16 protein-coding genes are annotated in these 21,802 nt (G+C 68.3%); 8 read left to right on the forward strand and 8 right to left on the reverse strand.

The annotated features are described in order from the left end of the window. Positions 1 to 2: 2 nt before the first annotated feature. Complete coding sequence (locus tag AB0946_RS05990; RefSeq protein WP_366759377.1) at positions 3 to 1,628, reverse strand: ABC transporter substrate-binding protein; 1,626 nt, start codon at positions 1,626 to 1,628, stop codon at positions 3 to 5. A gap of 512 nt (positions 1,629 to 2,140) precedes the next feature. Here AB0946_RS05990 and AB0946_RS05995 point away from each other — a divergent pair. From AB0946_RS05995 to AB0946_RS06020, 6 genes are all read left to right on the forward strand, one after another. Continuing rightward, on the forward strand, positions 2,141 to 3,130 hold the full coding sequence (locus tag AB0946_RS05995) for an ABC transporter permease (RefSeq protein ID WP_366759378.1): 990 nt from the start codon (positions 2,141 to 2,143) through the stop codon (positions 3,128 to 3,130). Between the two features lie 80 nt (positions 3,131 to 3,210). After that, the gene (locus tag AB0946_RS06000) at positions 3,211 to 4,971 is read left to right on the forward strand and encodes an ABC transporter substrate-binding protein (protein WP_366759379.1); all 1,761 of its coding nucleotides are present in this window, start codon (positions 3,211 to 3,213) and stop codon (positions 4,969 to 4,971) included. Positions 4,972 to 5,067: 96 nt separating this feature from the next. Next, a complete protein-coding gene (locus AB0946_RS06005; protein WP_171153140.1) occupies positions 5,068 to 6,048 on the forward strand; it encodes an ABC transporter permease in 981 nt (326 codons plus the stop codon). A 71-nt stretch (positions 6,049 to 6,119) separates the two neighbouring features. Next, complete coding sequence (locus AB0946_RS06010; protein WP_366759380.1) at positions 6,120 to 7,157, forward strand: ABC transporter ATP-binding protein; 1,038 nt, start codon at positions 6,120 to 6,122, stop codon at positions 7,155 to 7,157. 26 nt (positions 7,158 to 7,183) lie between these two features. After that, positions 7,184 to 8,227, forward strand: a complete 1,044-nt coding sequence (locus AB0946_RS06015; protein ID WP_366759381.1) for a dipeptide ABC transporter ATP-binding protein — start codon at positions 7,184 to 7,186, stop codon at positions 8,225 to 8,227. A 272-nt stretch (positions 8,228 to 8,499) separates the two neighbouring features. Then, on the forward strand, positions 8,500 to 9,252 hold the full coding sequence (locus AB0946_RS06020; protein ID WP_366759382.1) for a class I SAM-dependent methyltransferase: 753 nt from the start codon (positions 8,500 to 8,502) through the stop codon (positions 9,250 to 9,252). Here the strand turns inward: AB0946_RS06020 and AB0946_RS06025 are convergent. The 7 genes from AB0946_RS06025 to AB0946_RS06055 form a co-directional block, all read right to left on the reverse strand. Then, the gene (locus tag AB0946_RS06025) at positions 9,249 to 10,361 is read right to left on the reverse strand and encodes a dipeptide ABC transporter ATP-binding protein (protein ID WP_366759383.1); all 1,113 of its coding nucleotides are present in this window, start codon (positions 10,359 to 10,361) and stop codon (positions 9,249 to 9,251) included. The genes AB0946_RS06020 and AB0946_RS06025 overlap by 4 nt on opposite strands. Before the next feature lie 13 nt (positions 10,362 to 10,374). Beyond that, complete coding sequence (locus AB0946_RS06030; RefSeq protein ID WP_366759384.1) at positions 10,375 to 11,436, reverse strand: ABC transporter ATP-binding protein; 1,062 nt, start codon at positions 11,434 to 11,436, stop codon at positions 10,375 to 10,377. Between the two features lie 14 nt (positions 11,437 to 11,450). After that, positions 11,451 to 12,428, reverse strand: coding sequence for an ABC transporter permease (locus AB0946_RS06035; RefSeq protein WP_366759385.1), 978 nt, complete (start codon positions 12,426 to 12,428; stop codon positions 11,451 to 11,453). 92 nt (positions 12,429 to 12,520) lie between these two features. Then, the gene (locus AB0946_RS06040) at positions 12,521 to 14,314 is read right to left on the reverse strand and encodes an ABC transporter substrate-binding protein (protein WP_366759386.1); all 1,794 of its coding nucleotides are present in this window, start codon (positions 14,312 to 14,314) and stop codon (positions 12,521 to 12,523) included. A gap of 103 nt (positions 14,315 to 14,417) precedes the next feature. Next, positions 14,418 to 15,458 (reverse strand): ABC transporter permease, encoded by a 1,041-nt coding sequence (locus tag AB0946_RS06045; RefSeq protein ID WP_366759387.1) that lies wholly within the window; start codon positions 15,456 to 15,458, stop codon positions 14,418 to 14,420. A 491-nt stretch (positions 15,459 to 15,949) separates the two neighbouring features. Continuing rightward, positions 15,950 to 17,857 carry a translational GTPase TypA gene (gene typA, locus AB0946_RS06050; RefSeq protein ID WP_366759388.1) on the reverse strand — a complete coding sequence of 636 codons (1,908 nt, stop codon included), beginning with the start codon at positions 17,855 to 17,857 and terminating at the stop codon, positions 15,950 to 15,952. Positions 17,858 to 18,030: 173 nt separating this feature from the next. Further along, entirely contained in the window at positions 18,031 to 20,337 is a 2,307-nt protein-coding gene (locus AB0946_RS06055) for an ABC transporter family substrate-binding protein (protein ID WP_366759389.1), read from the reverse strand. Between the two features lie 313 nt (positions 20,338 to 20,650). Between AB0946_RS06055 and AB0946_RS06060 the strand changes: the two genes are divergently transcribed. Together AB0946_RS06060 and AB0946_RS06065 are read left to right on the forward strand one after the other, a co-directional pair. Next, entirely contained in the window at positions 20,651 to 20,938 is a 288-nt protein-coding gene (locus AB0946_RS06060) for a hypothetical protein (protein ID WP_366759390.1), read from the forward strand. Positions 20,939 to 20,966: 28 nt separating this feature from the next. Then, a complete protein-coding gene (locus tag AB0946_RS06065) occupies positions 20,967 to 21,788 on the forward strand; it encodes a hypothetical protein (RefSeq protein WP_366759391.1) in 822 nt (273 codons plus the stop codon). Positions 21,789 to 21,802 lie beyond the last annotated feature (14 nt).

The raw sequence follows: 21,802 nt of genomic DNA on the forward strand, positions 1-21,802 counted from the left end.
GCTCAGCCGACCTTGATCTCGTTGTAGACGGGCACGCTGAACGGGTTCAGCGCCACGTCGGACAGCCGCTCGGAGTAGCCGGCGCTGCCGTTCTGGTACCAGAGCGGGATGGCGGCCATGTGGTCCCGGACGACGCCCTCGGCCTGCTGGAACAGGCGCACGGCCTTGGTCTGGTCGCTCTCGGCGTTGGCCCGGTCGACCAGCTCGTCGAACTCCTTGTCCGACCACTTGCCGTCGTTGGAGGAGGCGTTCGTGTAGTACAGCGGCTGGAGGAAGTTCTGGATGAGCGGGTAGTCCATCTGCCAGCCCGCGCGGAACGGTCCGGTCATCTTGTGCTGCCCGATGCGGTTGCGGAAGTCGGCGAAGGTGCCGACCGGGTTGCCGACGCACGCCTTGTCGTCGCCGAGGGCGTTGTTGATGGAGTTGCACACGGCGTCCACCCACTCCTTGTGCGAGCCCGTGTCCGCGTTGTACGTGATCCTCACCTGGCCGCCGGGGATCCCGCCGCCCTCCTTGATCAGCCTCTTGGCCTCCTCCGGGTGGTACTCGCAGGGCTTGCCGCACAGGCCCTCCTTGAAGCCGCCCGCCACGCCGAGGACGGGCGAGGTCCAGTCGGTGGCCGGGGTGCGGGTGCCGTGGAAGATCGTCTCGGTGATCTGCTTGCGGTTGATCGCCATGGACAGGCCCGTGCGGACCTTCTCCGTGCCCGGTCTGTCCCACGCCTTGTCGTAGTAGGGGAAGGCGAAGGTCTGGAGGATGCCGGCCGGGGTGTTGATGTAGCGGTCGCCCAGGTCGGTCCTGACGTTCTTCAGCTGGGCGGCGGGCACGTCGTCCACCAGGTCGAGGTTGCCGGACATCAGGTCGGTGTAGGCGGTGTTGCCGTCGGTGTAGACCTTCAGGTCGACCCCACCGTTGCGTGCCTTGTCCGGGCCCGGGTAGCCGTCCCACCTCCGCAGGGACATCTGAGCGCCCTTCATATAGGAAGCGACCATGTACGGACCGTTGCCGACCGGCTTGCGGAGCCAGGCCGCGTGGTCGGTGAAGAACGCGCGCGGCAGCGGGGCGAAGGCCGCGTAGCCGAGGGTGTCCGGGAAGCTGGAGAACTTCTGGTTGAGCCGGACGGTGAAGGTGTGGTCGTCCACCACCTTCAGCCCGGACAGGGTGTCGGCGGTCTGCCTGCCGGCGCTGGGGTGGACCTTGTCGTAGCCGTCGATGTAGCCGAAGAAGAGGGCGTTCTTCTGGTTGTTCCGCAGGCCGGCGCCGTAGTTCCAGGCGTCCACGAAGGAGCGGGCGGTGACCTTCTCGCCGTTGGAGAAGGTCCAGCCGGGCTTCACCCTGATGGTGAAGTTCCGCGAGTCGTCGGTGTCGATGGACCGGGCGAGCATGTCGGTGGCCTTGCCGGTCCTCGGGTCGTACTTCTTCAGGCCCCGGAAGATCATGTCGAGGACCTTGCCGCCCTGCACCTCGTTGGTGTTGGCGGGCTCCAGCGGGTTCTGCGGGTCTCCCCAGGAGGAGCTGAGCACCGCGCCGGCGGTGCCGCCGCCTGAGCCGCCGCCCCCGCAGCCGGTGGCGACGAGGGCCAGCGCCACCGCGCACACGGCCCCTCGGGCCCGCGTGACTCCCCGCATGGCGTGCCTCCTCCAGCGACAGTGATCCACTACTGGTCAATATCGCCACATAAGGCATGTATCGCATGCCCGCCGCCCGATTGAGCGGCCTTTGGAGGAAGACGTCATCCGAATGCAGGCACCGCCCTGTCCGAGGGCTTGATGATCTTGCCTGAAGAGCGCAATAGATCTTCGCGTAACGATGCCGAAACGTTGGATTGAGACGGGCCGATGTACGCATGTCGACACTCCACCGTCCGCATATCGAACGCCTTGCCTGTTTAGTCCGGTTGGCCCGATGTGAAGCACGGATTGATTACGGCGCGCTACCCGCGTAGCTACGGAATGATCAAGCGTGAGTAAAGAAGGTAAAGACAAAACCAAGGCGGCCGAGAATTTATTGACCTTGAATGAATTGCGTTGAAAAAGTCCGGCGTAGCCCGTAGGGGAGTGCCCTGCGGAGTCATCAGACCCTCCCTTGGGCCAGGAGCACCATGACCCTCCCAACTCCATCTGCGGCTGTCCCCCTCGAGGTGACCGACGAGTCCGTCGAGAAGGTGACTACCTCCGGCGACCCGAAGGGCGGCGAGGGGCGTTCCCCGGGACGACTGGCCTGGAAGCGCTTCAAGCGCGACCGGACAGGCGTCATATCGGCCTGCATCGTGATCTTCTTCTTCGTGATCGGCGTCGCGGCGCCGCTCATAGCGAAGGTGTACGGCAAGAACCCGTACACCACCTACGCGAGCCAGGACCCGAGCCTGCTCGACGCCTTCTCGTACCCCGCGGGCCCCAACGGCGGCATGAGCTCCGAGTTCTGGTTCGGCATCGAGCCCCAGCTCGGCCGGGACGTGTTCACCTTCCTGCTCTACGCGATCCGCAACTCCCTGGGCATCGCCACCGCCGCCACCCTGCTGACCACCATCGTCGGTGTCGTGGTGGGTGTCACGGCCGGCTACCTGGGCGGCAAGACGGACTACCTCGTCGGCCGGGTCATCGACATCCTGCTGTCGTTCCCGTCCACGCTCTTCTTCATCGCCTTCATGCCGGTCGTCTACGGCATCTTCGTCAAGCCGGACGACAACATCCCGACCGGGCTGGTCGTCTTCTCCCTGATCGTCGTGCTCTCCGCCTTCGGCTGGGCGTCCATCGCGCGCCTGCTGCGCGGCCAGGTGCTCGGCCTGCGTGAGCGCGAGTTCGTCGAGGCGGCGAAGGTCACGGGCGCGTCCCCGATGCGCATCGTGTTCAAGGAGTTGCTGCCCAACCTGTGGACCCCGATCATCATCCAGTCCACGCTCATGCTGCCGGCGTACGTGACCGCCGAGGCCGGACTGGCCTTCCTCGGCGTCGGCGTCACCGACCCCACTCCCGACTGGGGCGTGATGATCGGCCGCGGCGCCACGTTCTACACCGAGGACATCACCTTCCTGCTCTTCCCGGGCCTCGCCATGGTGATCTTCGTCCTCGCCTTCAATCTGCTCGGCGACTCCGTGCGCGACGCACTCGACCCCAAGTCGAAGCGGTAGCAACGCAGTTCCACCCGGCCCGGGGCGGAGACACCCGGCTGGTCCCGTCTGTTCCGACCAACCTTCTAGGCAGGCTCAGCATGTCCTTTTCTCGTAGAAACTTCCTGATCGCCACCGGTGTGGCGGCAGCGTCCACCTCGGTGCTGAGCGCCTGCAGCAGCGATGACTCCAAGGGCTCCGGTCACAACGACGTGCCGTCGGTGAGCAAGTCCAAGACGGTCAACATCCCGGTCGGCACGAAGGCCGACTCGGTCGGTCCGGCTCCTGAGGTCGCGGGCGCCGTCAAGGGCGGCACGATCTACTCGCTGGACCAGTTCGACATGGACCACATGGACCCGGCGCAGATCTACGTCTCCACCGAGGGCGCCATCACCGTCCCGATCATGCGTGGTCTGACCGGCTACAAGATCGACGAGAAGGGCGGCTGCACCCTCGTCGGCGACGCGGCCACCGACGCCGGCACCATGAAGAACGGCGGCAAGACCTGGTCGTTCACCCTCAAGGACGGCATCAAGTGGGAGGACGGCTCCGACGTCTCCCTGGACGACGTCCGCCACACCTTCGAGCGCCTCTTCGCGAGCTTCATCACCGAGGGTCCGCGCTACGTCCAGCAGTGGCTGGTCGGCGGCGACAAGTACAAGGGCCCGTACGACGGCAAGCACCTCGAGTCGATCGAGGTCTCCGGCAAGACGATCACCTTCCACCTCACCGAAGCCCGCACGGACTTCAACTACACGCTCGCCATGCGCGGCTACTCCCTGGTGCCGAAGAAGCACGACACCAAGGAGAAGTACGACAAGCGCCCGTTCTCCTGCGGTCCCTACAAGATCGGTGACCGCAAGATCGGCAAGTCGCTGACCTACGTGCGCAACGAGCACTGGGACGCGAAGACGGACCCGATCCGCAACGCCTACCCGGACAAGTTCGTCTTCCAGTTCGGCTTCGAGCTGATCGCCTCCACCGACCGCTACATCGCGGACAAGGGGAACGACCAGTACACGATGTCGATCTTCAACGAGGTCGCCCCGGAGCGCATCGCCCAGGTCCTCACCAACGCGAAGCTCAAGCAGCGCGTCCTCACCCAGGTCGACACGGTCACCTACTACTGGCCGATCAACACGACCCGCATCAAGGACGTCAAGGTCCGCCAGGCCATCAACTGGGCGTGGCCGCACCTGCAGCTGCAGACCATCCGCGGCGGCAAGGCCACCAGCGAGCTGGCCACCACGATCCTGAGCCCGGTGACCCCCGGTTACCAGAAGTTCGACCTCTACGGCACGGACAAGAAGCCCGGTGGCGACCCGGCCAAGGCCAAGGCCCTGCTGAAGGAGGCCGGCAAGCTCGGCCAGAAGCTGGTCATCGCCTACCAGCACTCCGACAACGCGGTGAAGTCCGCCGTCGCGATCAAGAACGCGCTGGAGGCCGCCGGCTTCCAGGTCGTCAACAAGCAGGTCGACAAGTCGACGTTCTACACCCAGATCGGCAAGATCGACAACGACTACGACCTGTTCGCGGCCGGCTGGAGCCCGGACTGGCCGAACGGTTACTCGGTCTTCTACCCCTGCTGGAGCGGCAAGAACATCGGCGACGGCCGTAGCAACTACGCCCAGCTGAACGACCCGAGCGTCAACAAGGCGATCGACGCCGCCGCGAAGATCGCCGACCCGGAGGAGGCCAACAAGGCCTGGGGCAACGTCGACCGCCAGATCATGGAGCTGGCGGCGGTCGTCCCGGACTACCACTCCATCCGCAACTGGATGTACGGGTCCAAGGTCGGCAACGTCGTGTTCGACGCCGGCAACACCTGCATCGCGCTCTGCAAGCTGTACGCCAAGAAGTAAGCGCGCACGACCCCTCGGGGGCGGCCAGGACCTGGCCGCCCCCTCCGGCCCACCCCTCACCCCGGCGACGGCGCCCCGTCCGGAAAGTCACGCCCCATGTTCCGCTTCCTCGTCCGCCGACTCCTCGGCGCGCTGGTCATCCTGTTGATCATCAGCGCGGTCACGTTCTGGCTGTTCTACGCCATCCCGCGTGACCCCGCCATGATGTCCTGCGGCAAGAACTGCACGCCCGACATGCTGAAGCAGGTGCGGCACAACCTGGGCATCGACCACCCGATCCCGGTCCAGTACTGGTACTGGCTCAAGGGCATCTTCGTCGGACGCAGCTACGGCGACTTCGGCAACTGCAGCGCTCCGTGCCTCGGCTACTCGTTCGCCAACCGTGAGCCGGTCCTCGGCACGATCATGGACAGGCTCCCGCTGACGCTCTCGCTCGCCTTCGGCGCGGCCGTGGTCTTCCTCGTCATCGGTGTGGGCGCGGGCATGATCGCCGCCCTCAAGCAGGGCAAGTGGCAGGACAAGGTCGCCAGTTCGGCCTCGCTGCTCGGCTCCTCGCTGCAGATCTACTTCGTCGGGTACATCGCGATGTACTTCCTGGTCTTCAAGCTGGGCATCCTGGACAACCCGTCGTACACGCCGATCACCGAGAACCCGGTGAAGTGGGTCTCCGGCCTGCTGCTGCCGTGGCTGGTGCTCGCCATCATCTTCACCGCGAACTACACGCGTATGTCCCGCTCGCAGCTCGTGGAGCAGCTCAGCGAGGACTACGTCCGCACGGCCCGGGCCAAGGGCCTCTCCCGCCGCAACGTCTTCCTCCGCTTCGCCTGGCGCGGTGCGATGGGCCCGATCGTCACCATCTTCGGTGTCGACCTGGGCACCCTGATCGGCGGCGCGATCATCACCGAGTCCGTCTTCAGCCTCCAGGGCGTGGGCCGGCTCGCGCTGGACGCCGTGAACAAGAGCGACCTGCCCATGGTGCTCGGCGTCACCCTCCTGTCCGCCGGCGCCATCGTGCTCTTCAACATCATCGTCGACGCCGTCTACGCCCTCATCGACCCGCGGATCCGGCTCGCCTGACCTCCGCCCCGCCGTCCCTTCCCACCCGCCCCACCCGGCGACACCTCGCATCACCCCCCAGGAGCGTCCCCGTGACGAGCACCGATCAGCAGCCGTTCCTCTCCGTCAAGGACCTCAGGGTCCACTTCTCCACCGAGGACGGCATCGTCAAGGCCGTCGACGGACTCAGCTTCGACCTCGTCAAGGGCCAGACTCTCGGGATCGTCGGCGAGTCCGGCTCCGGCAAGTCCGTCACCAACCTGACGATCCTGGGCCTCCACGACCGCGACCGCACCGCGATCGAGGGCGAGATCGTGCTGGACGGCAAGGAGCTGCTCACCGCCTCCGAGAAGGAGCTGGAGCGGCTGCGCGGCAACAAGATGTCGATGATCTTCCAGGACGCGCTGGCGTCGCTGTCGCCGTACCACACGATCGGCACGCAGATCGGCGAGACCTACCGCAAGCACACGGGCTGCTCCAAGTCCGAGGCGCGCAAGCGCGCGATCGAGATGCTGCGCCGGGTGGGCATCCCGCAGCCGGACATGCGGGTGGACGACTACCCGCACCAGTTCTCGGGCGGTATGCGCCAGCGCGCGATGATCGCCATGGCGCTGGTGTGCGACCCCGAACTGCTGATCGCGGACGAGCCGACGACCGCCCTGGACGTGACGGTCCAGGCGCAGATCATGGACCTGCTCAAGGACCTCCAGCAGGAGTTCGGCACCGCGATCATCTTCATCACCCACGACCTCGGTGTCATCGCCGACATCGCCGACGACGTGCTGGTGATGTACGGCGGCCGGTGCGTGGAGCGCGGCACCAAGCAGGAGGTGCTGCGCGACCCGCAGCACCCCTACACCCTGGGTCTGCTGGGCTCGATGCCGAGCCTGCAGGGGCCGGTGGACGTGCCGCTGACGCCGATCCCCGGTTCGCCGCCCTCGCTGCTCAACCCGCCGTCGGGCTGCCGTTTCCACCCCCGGTGCGCCTTCGCCGAGAAGGTGGCGGGCGGGCTGTGCTCCAAGGAGAGCCCGCTGCTCGAGGTGGTCGACGGCCGCGGCGCCGCCTGCCACCTCACCCAGGAGCAGAAGCGGGAACTCTTCGCTGACTTCGCCGGAACCCGGCACCACTGACGGACACGAGAGCGGATTTCACGATCATGAGCAACACGAACCCCCTCCTGGACGTCTCCGGGCTGACGAAGCACTTCCCCATCAAGGGCGGCTTCCCGATCCGGCGGACGGTCGGCGCGGTCCAGGCCGTCGACGGCCTGGACTTCCAGGTCGCCGAGGGCGAGAGCCTCGGCCTCGTCGGCGAGTCGGGCTGCGGCAAGTCGACCACCGGCCGGCTCATCACCCGCCTGCTGGAGCCCACCGGCGGCAGGGTCACCTACCGCGGTCAGGACATCACGCACGCCAACCGCAAGCAGCTGGCGCCGATCCGCTCCGAGATCCAGATGATCTTCCAGGACCCGTACGCCTCGCTGAACCCGCGGCAGACGGTCGGCAAGATCATCTCCGGTCCCATGGAGATCAACGACATCACCCCGCCCGGCGGCCGCGAGAAGCGGGTCCGGGAACTGCTGGAGATCGTCGGTCTCAACCCCGAGCACTACAACCGCTTCCCGCACGAGTTCTCCGGCGGCCAGCGCCAGCGCATCGGCGTCGCCCGCGCGCTCGCCCTGGAGCCCAAGCTGATCGTCGCGGACGAGCCGGTCTCGGCCCTGGACGTCTCCATCCAGGCCCAGGTCGTCAACCTGCTCCAGAAGGTGCAGCGCGAACTCGGCATCGCGTTCGTCTTCATCGCCCACGACCTCGCGATCGTGCGGCACTTCTCCCAGCGCGTGGCGGTCATGTACCTCGGCAAGATCGTCGAGATCGGCGACCGCGAGGACCTGTACGACAACCCGCGCCACCCCTACACCCGGGCCCTGCTCTCCGCCGTGCCCGAGGCCACGGTGGACGAGGAGCCGCGCGAGCGCATCCGCCTGACCGGTGACGTGCCGTCCCCGATCAACCCGCCCTCCGGCTGCCGCTTCCGCACCCGCTGCTGGAAGGCGACCGAGAAGTGCGCCACGGAGGCTCCGCCGCTGGTGCAGGTGGAGGGCAACAAGCCGGGCCACCTGACGGCGTGCCACTACCCCGAGACGCAGCCCACGATCCCGGCCCCCCGTCTCGCCAAGGACCCCGAGGCGGCGGCCTGACACACCCCTTTCCGTCAGCCGCCACCTTGCGGATCGGACTGTCACGGCCCATTGACCCGAGCCCCTGATCGTCCGCTCCAGGGGACGAGGGCCCGCGCCTCCCCAGGCGCGGGCCCTCTTCCGCGTTCCGGGCTCCCGCCCTGCCGCCGGTCCGCCCGCCGTCCGCCGTCCGCCGTCCGCGAGGCCGGCGTCAACGGCCGTTTGGGTATGAGGAGTTCGTGAACCGACGGTTTCCTGACCCACCGTTCAAGACGGTGTGTCAGACTGCCGCGGTGGTGGATCACGTCTTTGCCGATCTCTCGCTGGCCGCGCTGTACGACAGCCTCAATCCCTGGGGACCGGGTGACGACTTCTACCTCGGTCTGCTGCGGGACGCCGGCTGCGTGCTGGACATCGGGTGCGGCACCGGCCGGTTGCTGCGGCGGGCCCGGGCCGAGGGGCACGGGGGACGGCTGATGGGCCTCGATCCGGCCGCGGCCATGCTCGTGCAGGCGCGGCGGGCACGGCCGGACGTCGAGTGGGTGCTCGGCGACGTACGGGTGCGGCGGTGGCAGGAGGAGTTCGACCTTGTCGTCATGACCGGGCACGCCTTCCAGGAGCTCGTGACGGACGAGGAGATCCGGGTCTGCCTGGGCGCCGCCCGCGCGGCCCTGCGGGACGGCGGACGGTTCGTCTTCGAGACCCGCAATCCGGGGGCCCGCGCCTGGGAGCGGTGGACCCCGGACCGGGTGCACGAGATCGACGCCGCCGACGGCACTGCCGTGCGGGTCTGGCACGAGGTGCAGGACGGGGACCCGGACCGGGGCCGGATCCGCTTCACCGAGACCTACGCCGGACCCGGCTGGCCCGCCCCCCGGGTCAACCACAGCGTCCTGCGCTTCCTGGACGCCGGAACGCTGGAGACCTTCCTCGCGGAGGCGGGCCTGGCCGTCACCGAACAGTACGGCGACTGGGGCCGGGGCCCGCTGACGGACACCTCCCCGGAGATCATCACCGTGGCCCGCCGGGCCGGAACAGGAACCTAGTCCTCCTCCAGTGCCGCCAGGGCCGGGTCCAGGACGATGTCCTCCTCACGGGCCTCGATGGTCGGCTCCTCCGGGAAGTGGCAGGCCGTCAGGTGGCCGTCGCGATTGCCGGAGATCTGCAGCAGCGGGGGCTCCTCGGCCGCGCACTTGTCCTGCGCCTTCCAGCAGCGGGTGCGGAAGCGGCAGCCCGACGGCGGCGAGATGGGCGACGGCACGTCACCGGCGAGGCGGATGCGCTCACGCTGCTGCCCCTCCCCTTCCGTCAGGGTGACCTCGGGGACGGCGGACAGCAGGGCGTGGGTGTAGGGGTGCCGCGGCCGGGTGTAGATGGAGTCCCGGTCACCCACCTCGATGATCTTGCCGAGGTACATCACCGCGACACGCTGGGAGAAGTGCCGCACGATCGCGAGGTCGTGGGCGATGAAGACGAACGCGATGCCCAGTTCCCGCTGCACCTTCTGGAGCAGGTTGACGACCTGGGCCTGGATGGAGACGTCCAGGGCCGAGACCGGCTCGTCCGCCACGATCAGCTTGGGCTCCAGGGCGAGCGCGCGGGCGACGCCGATGCGCTGGCGCTGGCCGCCGGAGAACTCGTGCGGGAAGCGGTTGTAGTGCTCGGGGTTCAGGCCGACGATCTCCAGGAGCTCACGCACCCGCTTCTCCCGGCCGCCCTCCGGATCGATGCCGTTGATCTCCATCGGGCCGGAGATGATCTTGCCGACCGTCTGCCGCGGGTTCAGCGACGAGTACGGGTCCTGGAAGATCATCTGGATCTCGGAGCGGATCGGCGCCAGCTGCCTGCGGTTGGCGTGGCTGATGTCCTGACCGCGGTAGGTGATCGTGCCGCGGGTCGGCTCCAGCAGGCGCGTGATGAGCCGGCCGGTGGTCGACTTGCCGCAGCCCGACTCGCCGACCAGGCCGAAGCTCTCGCCCTCGGCGACCTGGAAGTCCAGGCCGTCGACGGCCTGGACCGCGCCGACCGTCCGCCGGATCGGGAAGCCGCCCTTGACCGGGAAGTGCTTGACCAGACCGGAGACCTTCAGCAACGGCTGCGACGCCGCGTCGTCACCGGCCCCGCGGGAAGTGGGGAGGACCAGGTCCTCTGTCATGACGGTTGTCCTCCTAGCCCAGACGGGGCCTGATCTCTTCGATGAAGATGGTGCGTTTCTGCTCCGTGCTCAGATGGCACGCCGAGGAACGGTCCGGTCCCAGCAGCGGGCGCTCGGTGACACACCGGTCACCCTCGACCCGGTCCCGGAAGGTGCACCGGGGGTGGAAGCGGCAGCCGGTCGGCGGGTTGAGCAGGCTCGGCGGGGTGCCGGGGATCGGCGAGAGCGGGGTGCCGAGGTCGGAGTCCAGCCGGGGCATGGAGTTCAGCAGACCCCAGGTGTACGGGTGCAGCGGCGCGCTGAGCACCTCGTCGACGGTGCCGCGCTCCACCGCGCGCCCGGCGTACATGACCATGATGTCGTCGGCCATGTCGGCGATGACCCCGAGGTCGTGGGTGATGAAGACGATCGCCGTGCCGAACTCCCGCTGGAGGTCCTTGAGCAGGTCCAGGATCTGGGCCTGCACGGTCACGTCCAGCGCCGTGGTCGGCTCGTCGGCGATCAGGAGGTCCGGGTCGCAGACCAGCGCCATGGCGATCATCGCGCGCTGGCGCATACCGCCGGAGAACTGGTGCGGGTAGTCCCGCGCGCGCTCCTTGGGGTTGGGGATGCCGACCTTGGCGAGCATCTCCACGGCCCGCTCCCAGGCCGCCCTCTTGGAGGCGCCGGTGTGCTTCATGTACGGCTCGGCGATCTGCCGGCCGATGGTGTAGAAGGGCGACAGCGCGGTGAGCGGGTCCTGGAAGATCATCGCCATCCGGTTGCCGCGGAGCTTCTCCATCTCCTTCTCGGTGGCGGTGATCAGTTCCTTGCCCTCGAGGAGGATCTCCCCGTCGATCGTCGTGAACACCGGGTCGTGCAGCCCGAGGATCGTCAGGTTGGTGACCGACTTGCCCGAGCCCGACTCGCCCACGATGCCGAGGGTCTTCCCGCGGTGCAGGTCGAAGGAGAGGCCGTCGACGGCCTTGACCGGGCCGTCCTCGGTGGAGAACGTCACCTGGAGATCGCGTACCGAGAGGAATCCGTCCGGCCCGGCCGGGGCCGGTGCCCCCTCGGCCTTGGTCACTGTGGTCACGATGGCTGTTCTTCCTAGGAGAGCCGGATGCGGGGGTCGATCCACGCGTAGGTGATGTCGGTCAGGATGTTGATGACCAGGATGAAGAAGGCGCCGAACAGCATGACCCCCATCGTCAGCGGCAGGTCCTTGTTGACCGCGCCGTCCACGGCGAGCCGGCCGATCCCCTGGAGGGAGAAGGTCAGTTCGGTGACGACGGCGCCGCCCAGCATGGAGCTGACATCGATGCCGAGCACGGTGACGATCGGGATGAGCGAGCCGCGCCAGGCGTAGCGCAGGAAGACGTACTTGCGCGACATGCCCTTGGCCCGGGCGGTGCGCACATGGTCCTCGGCGAGCTGTTCGATCATCGAGGAGCGCGCCATACGGGTGTACTGCGCGGTGAAGATCGTGGCCATCACACAGACCGGGATCGACATCCCGACGAACCAGCCGACCGGGTCCTCGGTGAGCGGCACGTACCTGGGGTCCTCCATCCAGCCGGTGCTGTAGACGAGGACCGTCAGCACGATCGGGCCGAGGAAGTAGATCTGGAACGAGCTGAGCACCATGGACGCGCCGGTGGCGACCTTGTCGACCAGGGTCCCGCGCCGGTAGGCGGCGATCATGCCCGCGCCGATGCCGATGACGAGGAAGACGATCGCGCCGCCGGCGGTCAGGGTGAGGGTCAGCGGGAACCGGTCCATGATCGTGCTCCAGACCATGTCCCCCGAGTAGAAGGACACGCCCAGGCAGGGGGCCGAGCAGTGCCCGGTCGGGAAGTCGCGGCCCGTCACGATGCCGGACATGAAGTCCCAGAACTGCTGGGCCAGGGGCAGGTTGAGCCCGAGGGCCTCCCGGATGTCCGCCAGCCGCTGGGGCGAACAGTCCTTGCCGCAGGCCAGGGAGGCGTAGTCGGAGGGTGCGGCCACGAAGAGGAAGAACGTCGCCGCCCCGATGAGGAAGAGCGTGACGAAGGCGCCGACCGTGCGCCGGATGATGAACTGAAGCATGGCGGGCTGGCTCTCTGCGGAGACGGTGGGTAGGGGGCGCTCGGACAAGGGGCGCGCTCGCCGCGGAGCGCGCCCCCTGGGTCAGCCGCGGGTCACGACTTCAGGTACAGCCGGTTGATGTCGATGAGGCTGGACACCGAGCCGTAGCGGGCACCGCCCACGTTGGAGCCGGAGATCTGGAACTGCTTCGTGTACCACAGCGGGGCCGCCGGGATGACGTTCTCCAGCAGGTAGTGGTGCGCTTCCTTCCAGGTCTTGGCGGCGTCGGTCGGGTTCTGCGTCAGCGCCTTCTTGATGAGGGCGTCGACCTTCGGGTCCTTGACGTGCGAGTAGTTCGCGGAGCCGTCGAAGACCTGCGTGCCGTCGTAGATCGGGGTGACGACCGTGCCCGGGGACGGCCAGTCCTGGCCCCAGCCGGTGATGTAGGCGTCGTACGGGTTGTCGAGCTTGCCGATCTGCTCGTAATAGCTCGCCGAGTCGACCTCCTTGGCGACGACGTCGATCCCGACCTTGGTCAGGGCGTCCTCGATGGCGACCTTGCGCTTCTGGCCGGCCTCGCTGTTGGGGTAGGCGAACACGATCTTCTTCTCGCCGGCCGGGACGCCCTTGAGGATGTCCTTGGCCTTGGCGATGTTGCCCTGCGGGGTCTTCAGACGGCCGTAGGGGTCGTAGCTCGCCTCGTAGCCGGGCAGCGTCGGCGCGAAGTAGTTCGGCGCGACGTCACCGCCGTAGGCGCCGCCCTCGCCGGCGATGAGGGACTTGGAGTTGACCGCGTAGGTGATGGCCTCGCGGACCTTCTTGTCCTTGACCCGGTCGAGGTTGAAGGCCAGCGTCATCACGTAGGGCTGGTAGCCCTTGACCGTGCGCTTGCTGGCCTCGGGGTTGTTGACGACGTCCTGGATCTGCGTGGCCTCGACGCCGTTGGTGAGCTGGATGGCGTTCCTGTTCTCGCCCTTGTCCGCGATCAGACGCTTGGTCTGGGTGGACTCGGTGACGCCGAACTGGATGGTGAAGCCGTCGACGTACTGGTGGCGCACGGAGTCGGTCTTCGGGTCCCAGTTGGTGTTCTTGACCATCTTCAGGGTCTTGCCGGGCTTGTTCTCGGCGATCTTGTACGGGCCCGTGGCGACCGGCTTCTTCTCGTAGCCCTCCTTGGTGTCGCCCTTCGCCGGGACGACGGCGTAACCGGCCATGGCGAGCGTCTGCGGCAGGTCGGGGTGCGCCTGGTCGAAGTGGAAGACCACCGTCTTGTCGTCCGGGGTGTCCAGCACGGAGGCCGGCAGGTGCTTGCCGTCGAAGCCGCCGCCCGGCAGGGCCTTGCGGTAGTCCGCGCCGCTCAGCCAGGTCTGGAGGTAGGTCGGGCCGTCGAAGATGAACTTCGCGTACTGACGCTCGACGGTGTGCCGGACGTCGGCCGACGTGATCGGGTTGCCCTTCTCGTCCTTGATGCCGTCCTTCAGCGTGAAGGTCCAGGTCTTGCCGCCGTCGGAGGACTTGCCGGAGTCGGTGGCGAGGTCACCGACGACGGACACGTTGCCCTTGTCGTCCTCCTGGAACTGGGTCAGGCGGCGGAAGAGCAGGTTGGCGACCTGGCCGGCGTCGGAGACGTAGATCTGGGCGGGGTCCAGGTGGGACAGGCCCGCCTCCTGGTACACCGTGATCGTGCCGCCGGGTTTGGCGCCGGGGACCTCCTTCGCGGGTCCGGTCGAACCCGCGGCGTCGACGTAGGTGACCGCCTTCGACTGGACCGCCGCTTCCTTCTGGTCCTTCTTGGAGTCCTTGCCGGACTTGCCGCCCTCGTTCTTGGAGCAGCCCGTGAGAGCCAGGGAGCCGGCCGCGATGGCGATCACTACGGCACGCGCTCCGCGGGCGCGATGAGACATCATGTGGCGAATCCACCTACCTGTCGGTTGTTATCCGTGAGATCTGCCGGGCGCCGGCCGGGTGCGGGCCGGCGGGGGCGGCAGCCACCCCCACCCAACGGACGACCTACCGCCCGGACTTGGGGTCGAACGCGTCCCGTACGGAGTCCCCGAGGAGGTTGAAGCACAGGACGAAGATCACCAGCGCCACCCCGGGGAAGAACATGAACGCCGGGTCCTGCTCGGCGTAGCGGGCGCCGGCGGCGAAGAGGCGTCCCCAGTCGGGCGTCGGCTCGACGAACCCGACGCCCGCGAAGGACAGGAAGGCGATGCTGAGGATGGTGCTGGGCAGCTGGTACGTGAACTGCACCAGGATCGGGGTGACGACGTTGGGCAGGATCTCCTTGCGCACGATCCGCCACGGCGAGGCGCCCGACACCTTGGCCGCCTCCACGAACTCCCTTTCGCGCAGGGACAGTACGGTCGACCGGACCAGTCGGGCCATGCCCATCCAGCCCAGCAGCCACAGCACGATCAGCATGGCCAGGGCGCGGAAGTAGGTCGGCGTCTCCTCGCGGGGATCCACGAAGAACGACGTGACGACGGGCATGAAGGCGATGAAGAACAGCTGTTGCGGGAAGGAGAGGAAGAAGTCGGTGCCGCGGCCGATCCAGTAGTCCGTGCGACCGCCGAAGTACCCGCCGATCAGGCCGATCACGACACCGGTGACCATGATGAGGACAGTGATGCCCAGCGCCATGTACAGCGAGGTGCGCATGCCGTACAGCAGCATGGCGTAGAGGTCGCGGCCGTACTGCGGCTCGACACCGAACCAGTGGTCGCCGGAGACGCCCCCCAGGTACCCCAGCGGAAGCCCGAACTCGTCGAGGACGGGCTTGTCGGCGTAGGTGGGGTCCTGTCCGTACAGGGTGTACGGATCGGTGCCCGTCAGCTTCACCAGCAGCGGTGCGAGCAGGGAGACGACGAAGTAGCCGATCACCACCACGGCGCAGATGACGCCCGTGCGGTCGCGCTTGAAGCGCAGCCACATCAGCTGGCCGGGGGACCGGCCCGCGAGCCTGACGGGTTCGCTCTTCGTCTCCGGCCCTGGTGCGCCGTCGACGACGATCGAAGCCCCGCCGCCCTCTATATCGATAGGACTTGTCACGGTTCGTCCGTTTCACAGGTATGAGCGTGAGAGGTGTCCGCGTACTCCGAGAACGCGCGTGACCGCAGTCGGACGCGCGTAGTTACCGGGGTTCCCTCCTCATGACTTCACGTGTTCACCAACTGGCGAGGGTTTCCGTCTTCCCTCCGACACCCCTGACGGAGGGTCAGAAACCCAGTGGTGCTCGTGAGTCGGCGCTGTCCCCACAGCGCGAGACCCATTGACCCGAGCGCTACGCGGCTAACTATCTGCCATGGGTCGACCACCGACCACTGCCCGTAGATCTCAATTCAGTCACAGCTCACGCCTACACCTTCCAAAATCTGGACAAACTGTTCGTCAGAAGAAGGCGCGAAACGGACTTGTTACATGGCTATCGGGCAGCGATCTCCGCATGTCGGACATGGTCCACCCGAAAACCGGTTGCAAAAAGCCCGGGTTCCCCCACGATGGGGGAACCCGGGCTCAGATGGCCGGGGAGGTGGCCGGAATCAGCTGTGCTTGGCGCGGCTCGCGGCGCGCGCCCGCTCCCTCTGGTCGAGCACGACCTTGCGGATGCGAACGGCCTCCGGGGTCACCTCGACACACTCGTCGTCGCGGCAGAACTCCAGCGACTGCTCCAGCGACAGCTTGCGCGGCGGCACGATCGACTCGGTCACGTCGGCCGTCGAGGACCGCATGTTGGTGAGCTTCTTCTCCTTGGTGATGTTGACGTCCATGTCGTCGGAGCGCGAGTTCTCGCCGACGATCATGCCCTCGTACACCTCGGTGCCCGGCTCCACGAAGAGCACGCCGCGCTCCTGGAGGTTCGTCATCGCGAACGCGGTGACGGCACCGGAGCGGTCGGCGACCAGGGAACCGTTGTTGCGGGTCTGCAGCGGACCGAACCAGGGCTCGTGTCCCTCGTGGATGGAGTGGGCGATGCCCGTGCCGCGGGTCTGGGTCAGGAACTCGGTACGGAAACCGATCAGGCCACGGGACGGCACGACGAACTCCATGCGGACCCAGCCGGAGCCGTGGTTGGACATGTTGTCCATGCGGCCCTTGCGGACACCCATGAGCTGCGTGACCGCGCCCATGTGCTCCTCGGGCACGTCGATCGTCATGCGCTCGACCGGCTCGTAGACCTTGCCCTCGACGTCCTTGGTGACCACCTGGGGCTTGCCGACGGTCAGTTCGTAGCCCTCGCGGCGCATGGTCTCGACCAGGATGGCGAGCGCCAGCTCACCACGGCCCTGCACCTCCCAGGCGTCCGGGCGCTCGGTCTCCAGCACGCGCAGCGAGACGTTGCCGATCAGCTCGCGGTCCAGGCGGTCCTTGACCTGGCGGGCGGTGACCTTGCGGTCCTTCACGGCCGCCTTGGCGTCCGCGCCCTTTCCGGTGCCGCCCCGGCCGACCAGCGGCGAGGTGTTCGTACCGATGACCATGGAGATCGCCGGCTCGTCCACCGTGATGAGCGGCAGCGGAACCGGGTTCTCGGTGTCGGCCAGCGTCTCGCCGATCATGATGTCCGGGATGCCGGCGACAGCGCAGATGTCACCCGGGCCCGCCTTCTCGGCCGGCTTGCGGGTGAGCGCCTCCGTCATCATCAGCTCGGAGATGCGGACGTTGCTGACGGAGCCGTCCCGCTTGATCCAGGCGACCGTCTGGCCCTTGCGCAGCTCGCCCTGCTCGACGCGGAGCAGCGCGATACGGCCGAGGAAGTTGTCGGCGTCCAGGTTGGTGACGTGCGCCTGGAGCGGGGCGTCCTCGTCGTAGGTCGGGGCGGGGATGTGCTCCAGGATGGTGGAGAAGAAGGGCTCCAGGCTGTCGCTGTCGGCCGGGACCGTGCCGTTTTCCGGCTTGGTCAGCGAGGCGATGCCGTCACGGCCGCAGGCGTAGACGATCGGGAACTCGATCTGCTCCTCGTCCGCGTCCAGGTCGAGGAAGAGGTCGTAGGTCTCGTTGACGACCTCGTCGATCCGGGAGTCCGGGCGGTCCGTCTTGTTGATGCACAGGATGACGGGCAGGCGCTGCTGGAGCGCCTTGCGCAGCACGAAGCGGGTCTGCGGCAGCGGGCCCTCGGAGGCGTCCACCAGCAGCACGACGCCGTCGACCATCGACAGACCGCGCTCGACCTCGCCACCGAAGTCGGCGTGGCCGGGGGTGTCGATGATGTTGATCGTGATCGGGTCCCCGCCGTCCTTGGGGTGGTACTTCACCGCCGTGTTCTTGGCGAGGATCGTGATGCCCTTCTCACGCTCCAGGTCGTTCGAGTCCATCATGCGGTCGTCGACCGAGTCGAGCTGATGGGCGGCGAAGGCACCGGCCTGCTTCAGCATGCCGTCGACGATGGTGGTCTTGCCGTGGTCGACGTGGGCGACGATGGCGACGTTGCGGATGTCGTGGCGCGTGGCCATAGTGTGGCGTACTCCCGGAGTGTGCGGACTGCCCTGCGCGTACGTCCGTGTCGCGCGGGCCCTGCCGGGCTGGACACGCCACGGCCTCACCCCATGGTACGTGGCCGCTGCCGCAGGAGCTCGCCGGGATACGTCGGTGCAGCTCAGGCCGCCTCCGACGCACCCTGCGCGGGCTACTTGGCCGGGCTCGGCGAGACCTTCGCGCCCTTCTTCAGGAAGCCCATGTCCTCGTAGACCGGCGTCCCGAAGCCGAAGGCCCCCGCGTTGACCACGTTCTTCCGGACGCCCACCAGCTGGGGCCGCTGGTAGAGCGGGATGGAGCCCGCGGCGGCCCAGATGCGGGAGTCGGCCTTGCGGATCAGGGAGCGCGCCTCGTCCTCGTCCAGCGTGGTCGCGGCCTGGTCGAAGAGCTGGTCGACCTGGTCCGTGCCGACCCGTGTGAAGTTCTGCTCGACGTTCACCGAGCCGTCCGCCGCCGCGACCGGCTTGGCGTAGATGGGCCGGGCGTCCGTCGCCGGGAACGCGGAGGACGGCCAGGAGTACAGGGCGAGGTCGTAGTCGCCGGCGGCGATGTGGTCCTTGAAGTAGCTCTCGTCCGAGACCTTCGTGATCGTCGTGCGGATGCCGACCTGCTCCAGCATCGCGGAGATCCGCTCGCCGACCGAGTTCAGCGTCTCCGAACCGGACCCGGAGGGCAGGACGAAGCGCAGCGCGAGCGGCTTGCCGTCCTTGGCGAGCGGTCCGGCGGGCGCGGCGGCCGGGGCGGCCGTGCCCTGCGGGGCGTACGCGCCGGGCGCGCCGCCGTGCTTGCCCTCCCCCCCGAGGCGCTGGTCGGGGTGCTCGTGCTGGTCGCCGGCGGACTCCCGGCGCTCGTTCTTGCCGTCGCCGTCCACGCCGCCGTGGCTCCCGCCGCCCGGCCCGTCGTCGCGGCCCTTCTCGTCGTCGTCCTCCCCGACGATGTACTCGCCGTCCTTGCCGCCGTTGGACACGTCCTCGGTGGGACGCTGGGGGCCGGCCGCCTTCTCGGGCTTCTTCGGCTCCTTGAGCGGGCCGCCGCGCACCCAGCCGGCGTCGGCGAGCAGCGCCTGCGCCTCCTTGGCGTCCTGGCCGCCGATCGCGCCGCTGCCGTCGGCGTAGGCGGCCTGCCCGGACAGGGCGAGGTGGCTGCCGACCGGTACGGCGGGCAGCCCCAGCGGGGTGAGCACCAGCCGGGCCAGCTCCACGCGGTCCAGGGCACGGGCGACGGCCCGGCGGACCCGTTCGTCGGCGAGGGGACCGGTGGAGCCGTTGAGGGCGAGCTGGGTGTAGGCGGGCTCCAGGGACTTGCGTACCTCGACGTCCCGCAGTGCCTGCTGCTGCTCCAGGTACCGGGTGATGGCCTTGCGCAGCTTCCGCTTGCCGGCGTGCACCTGGTCGGACTCGAAGCCGTGCGCGAGCGCCCAGTCGCGCAGCTTCTTCGCCGAGGTCTTGCCCCCGGCGCCCTGGAGCGGGGTGCCGGTGCCCTTCTCGCGGTGGGCGAGGCCGATCCGCTGGGCGTCGGCGGAGTCGACCTCGGCGAGGTCCACGCTGCCGTCGGCGAGGGCGGCGGCCCGCTTGTCGCGCGTCACGGCGTGCAGCACGATCTCGTTGAGCTTGGCGGGCTTGCCCCACCAGCGCGGGTTGCGGGTGAGGACGACGTCCTTCTTGGCGGTGTCGACCTTCGCGACCTTGAACGGCCCGGCGGTGACCTTCAGCTTGCGCCGGGCGCCGTCGTTGAAGGCGTCCGGGGTGCCCATGACGTCCTTGGGGTACAGCGGGGAGAACAGCGACTTCCAGTCGGCGTAGGGGCGGGAGAAGGTGACCCGGACCTGGAGGTCGCTGGCGCCGCGCTCGATCTTGGCGATGCGGTCGTAGCCGGCGTTGCGGGCGGTCCAGAAGGCGCTGTTCTTGCCGGACAGGGCGCGCCACTGGGCGACGAAGTCGGCGGCGCCGATCTCCCGGCCGTCGGTCCAGACGGCCTGCTGGTTCAGCTTGTACAGCACGACCTGGCGCGGCTCGGTCTCGATGACCTTGGCCGACTCCAGGTAGGCCGGGTTGGCCACCGGCCGCCCGGCGGCGTCCAGCCGGAACATGGACGGCAGCACGGCCTGGGCGACCCGGCTGGTGCCGGCGTCGGCGTCGGCCTGGAAGGTGTTCAGGGTCTCCGGTACGGCGTCCACGGCCCACTTCAGGGTGCCGCCGTCGGCGACCTTGTCACGGGCGACCAGAGCGATGTCCTGCGGTGCGAGGGGGGTGCCGGCGTCGTCGTCCTCGCCGCAGCCGGCGAGGAGGGGGACGGCGAGGGCGCCCGCGCCGAGGAAGACGAGGGCACGCCGCACGTGCCGGGACCGGGCGCCGGCCGTCCGCGGGGGCGTCGTGGCTGGTCGAGCTCCGCGGCAGAGCCGCCCGTCGATGGAGCCTCGCGCCGCTTCGGGGCGCTGCCCAACGCCGTCGTAGGACATCTCTGCTACCTCCAGGAAGCCACGGGCCTTATGCTCACATTTGTCGGTATATGGAGCTGATCACGTTTGGCGGTATATGGAGCTGATCAGATCTATGCGGCCACTGAAGAGGAAAGGATCCGGACACGGTGGGCGACACGGCGGCGACGGCCCGTAAGCCCACCCGTGCGGCGCAACACACCGGGCGGTGCCTCCGTACGCCCCGGCCAATCGCTGCACATCCCTTCACACCGGCGGTCGGGAGGCGCAACACTCCAAGGCGCATGCACGTTGCCGCCCCTGACCGCCGGACCCGCGGAAGCGAGGGCAAGTCATGTCCGTGCACGACGACATCAACGCCGTCCAGCGCTGCCTCGACGACCTCAACCGGTCGGTGAGCCACCTGGAGCACCAGCTCGGCGGCGCTCTGGAGATACGCCGCGTCCGCCTGGACGCCGACCACCTGCGGGAGAGCGTGGCACTGCTGCGGGAGGCCGCCGCGGCCCCGGCCATGCCGCGCCGGCCCGACCTCGTCACCATCTCCGACGCGCCCTACGACATCAGCCTGTGGACGGACTCGGACGACGAGGGCCTGGGCGCCCGCGACCGCCGCGCCCCCTGACATCCCCCGAACCGAACCGGAGTCCCCCTTGGCCACTGGTACGGAACCCCAGCAGAACAGCGGTGGCGTACGCGCCCGTACGCGCGCCGCGATCGCCGCCCCGCACCTGCGGACCGACCGCTGGTGGCTGGCGCCCGCCGCCACCGCGGCCGGTCTGCTGGCCTTCGTCGTGTACTCGACGTGGCGGGCCTTCGCGAACGCCCACTACTACGCGGCGCCGTACGTCTCGCCGTTCTACTCGCCGTGCCTGGCGGAGAACTGCCGCACCATGCGCGCCGGGCCCAACGCCGACCTCTTCGGCGGCTGGTGGGCCATCTCCCCCGCCGTCATCATCCTGATCTTCCCGCTCGGCTTCCGGCTGACCTGCTACTACTACCGCAAGGCGTACTACCGCGCCTTCTGGGCGTCCCCGCCCGCCTGCGCGGTGGCCGAGCCGCACCGGACGTACACCGGCGAGACCCGCTTCCCGCTGGTCCTGCAGAACGTCCACCGCTACTTCTTCTACGCCGCCCTGCTGGTGGCCGCCGTACTGACGTACGACACCGTGCTGTCCTTCCGGGACCAGCACTACCGGTGGGGGCACATGGGCCTCGGCACCCTCGTCTTCCTCGCCAACATCGCGCTGATCTGGGCGTACACCCTCTCGTGCCACTCCTGCCGGCACATCGTCGGCGGCAAGCTCAAGCACTTCTCCCGGCACCCCGTGCGCTACCGCGCCTGGCGGTTCGTAGGCCGCCTCAACGCCCGCCACATGCAGCTGGCCTGGGCCTCGCTGCTGAGCGTGGCGCTCGCCGACTTCTACGTCTACCTGGTCGCGTCCGGGGTCTTCGCCGATCCGCGCTTCTTCTAGAGATCCAGTGAGGG

The organism is Streptomyces sp. NPDC046870 (assembly GCF_040704595.1).
In the GTDB taxonomy this organism is placed as follows: domain Bacteria; phylum Actinomycetota; class Actinomycetes; order Streptomycetales; family Streptomycetaceae; genus Streptomyces; species Streptomyces argyrophylli.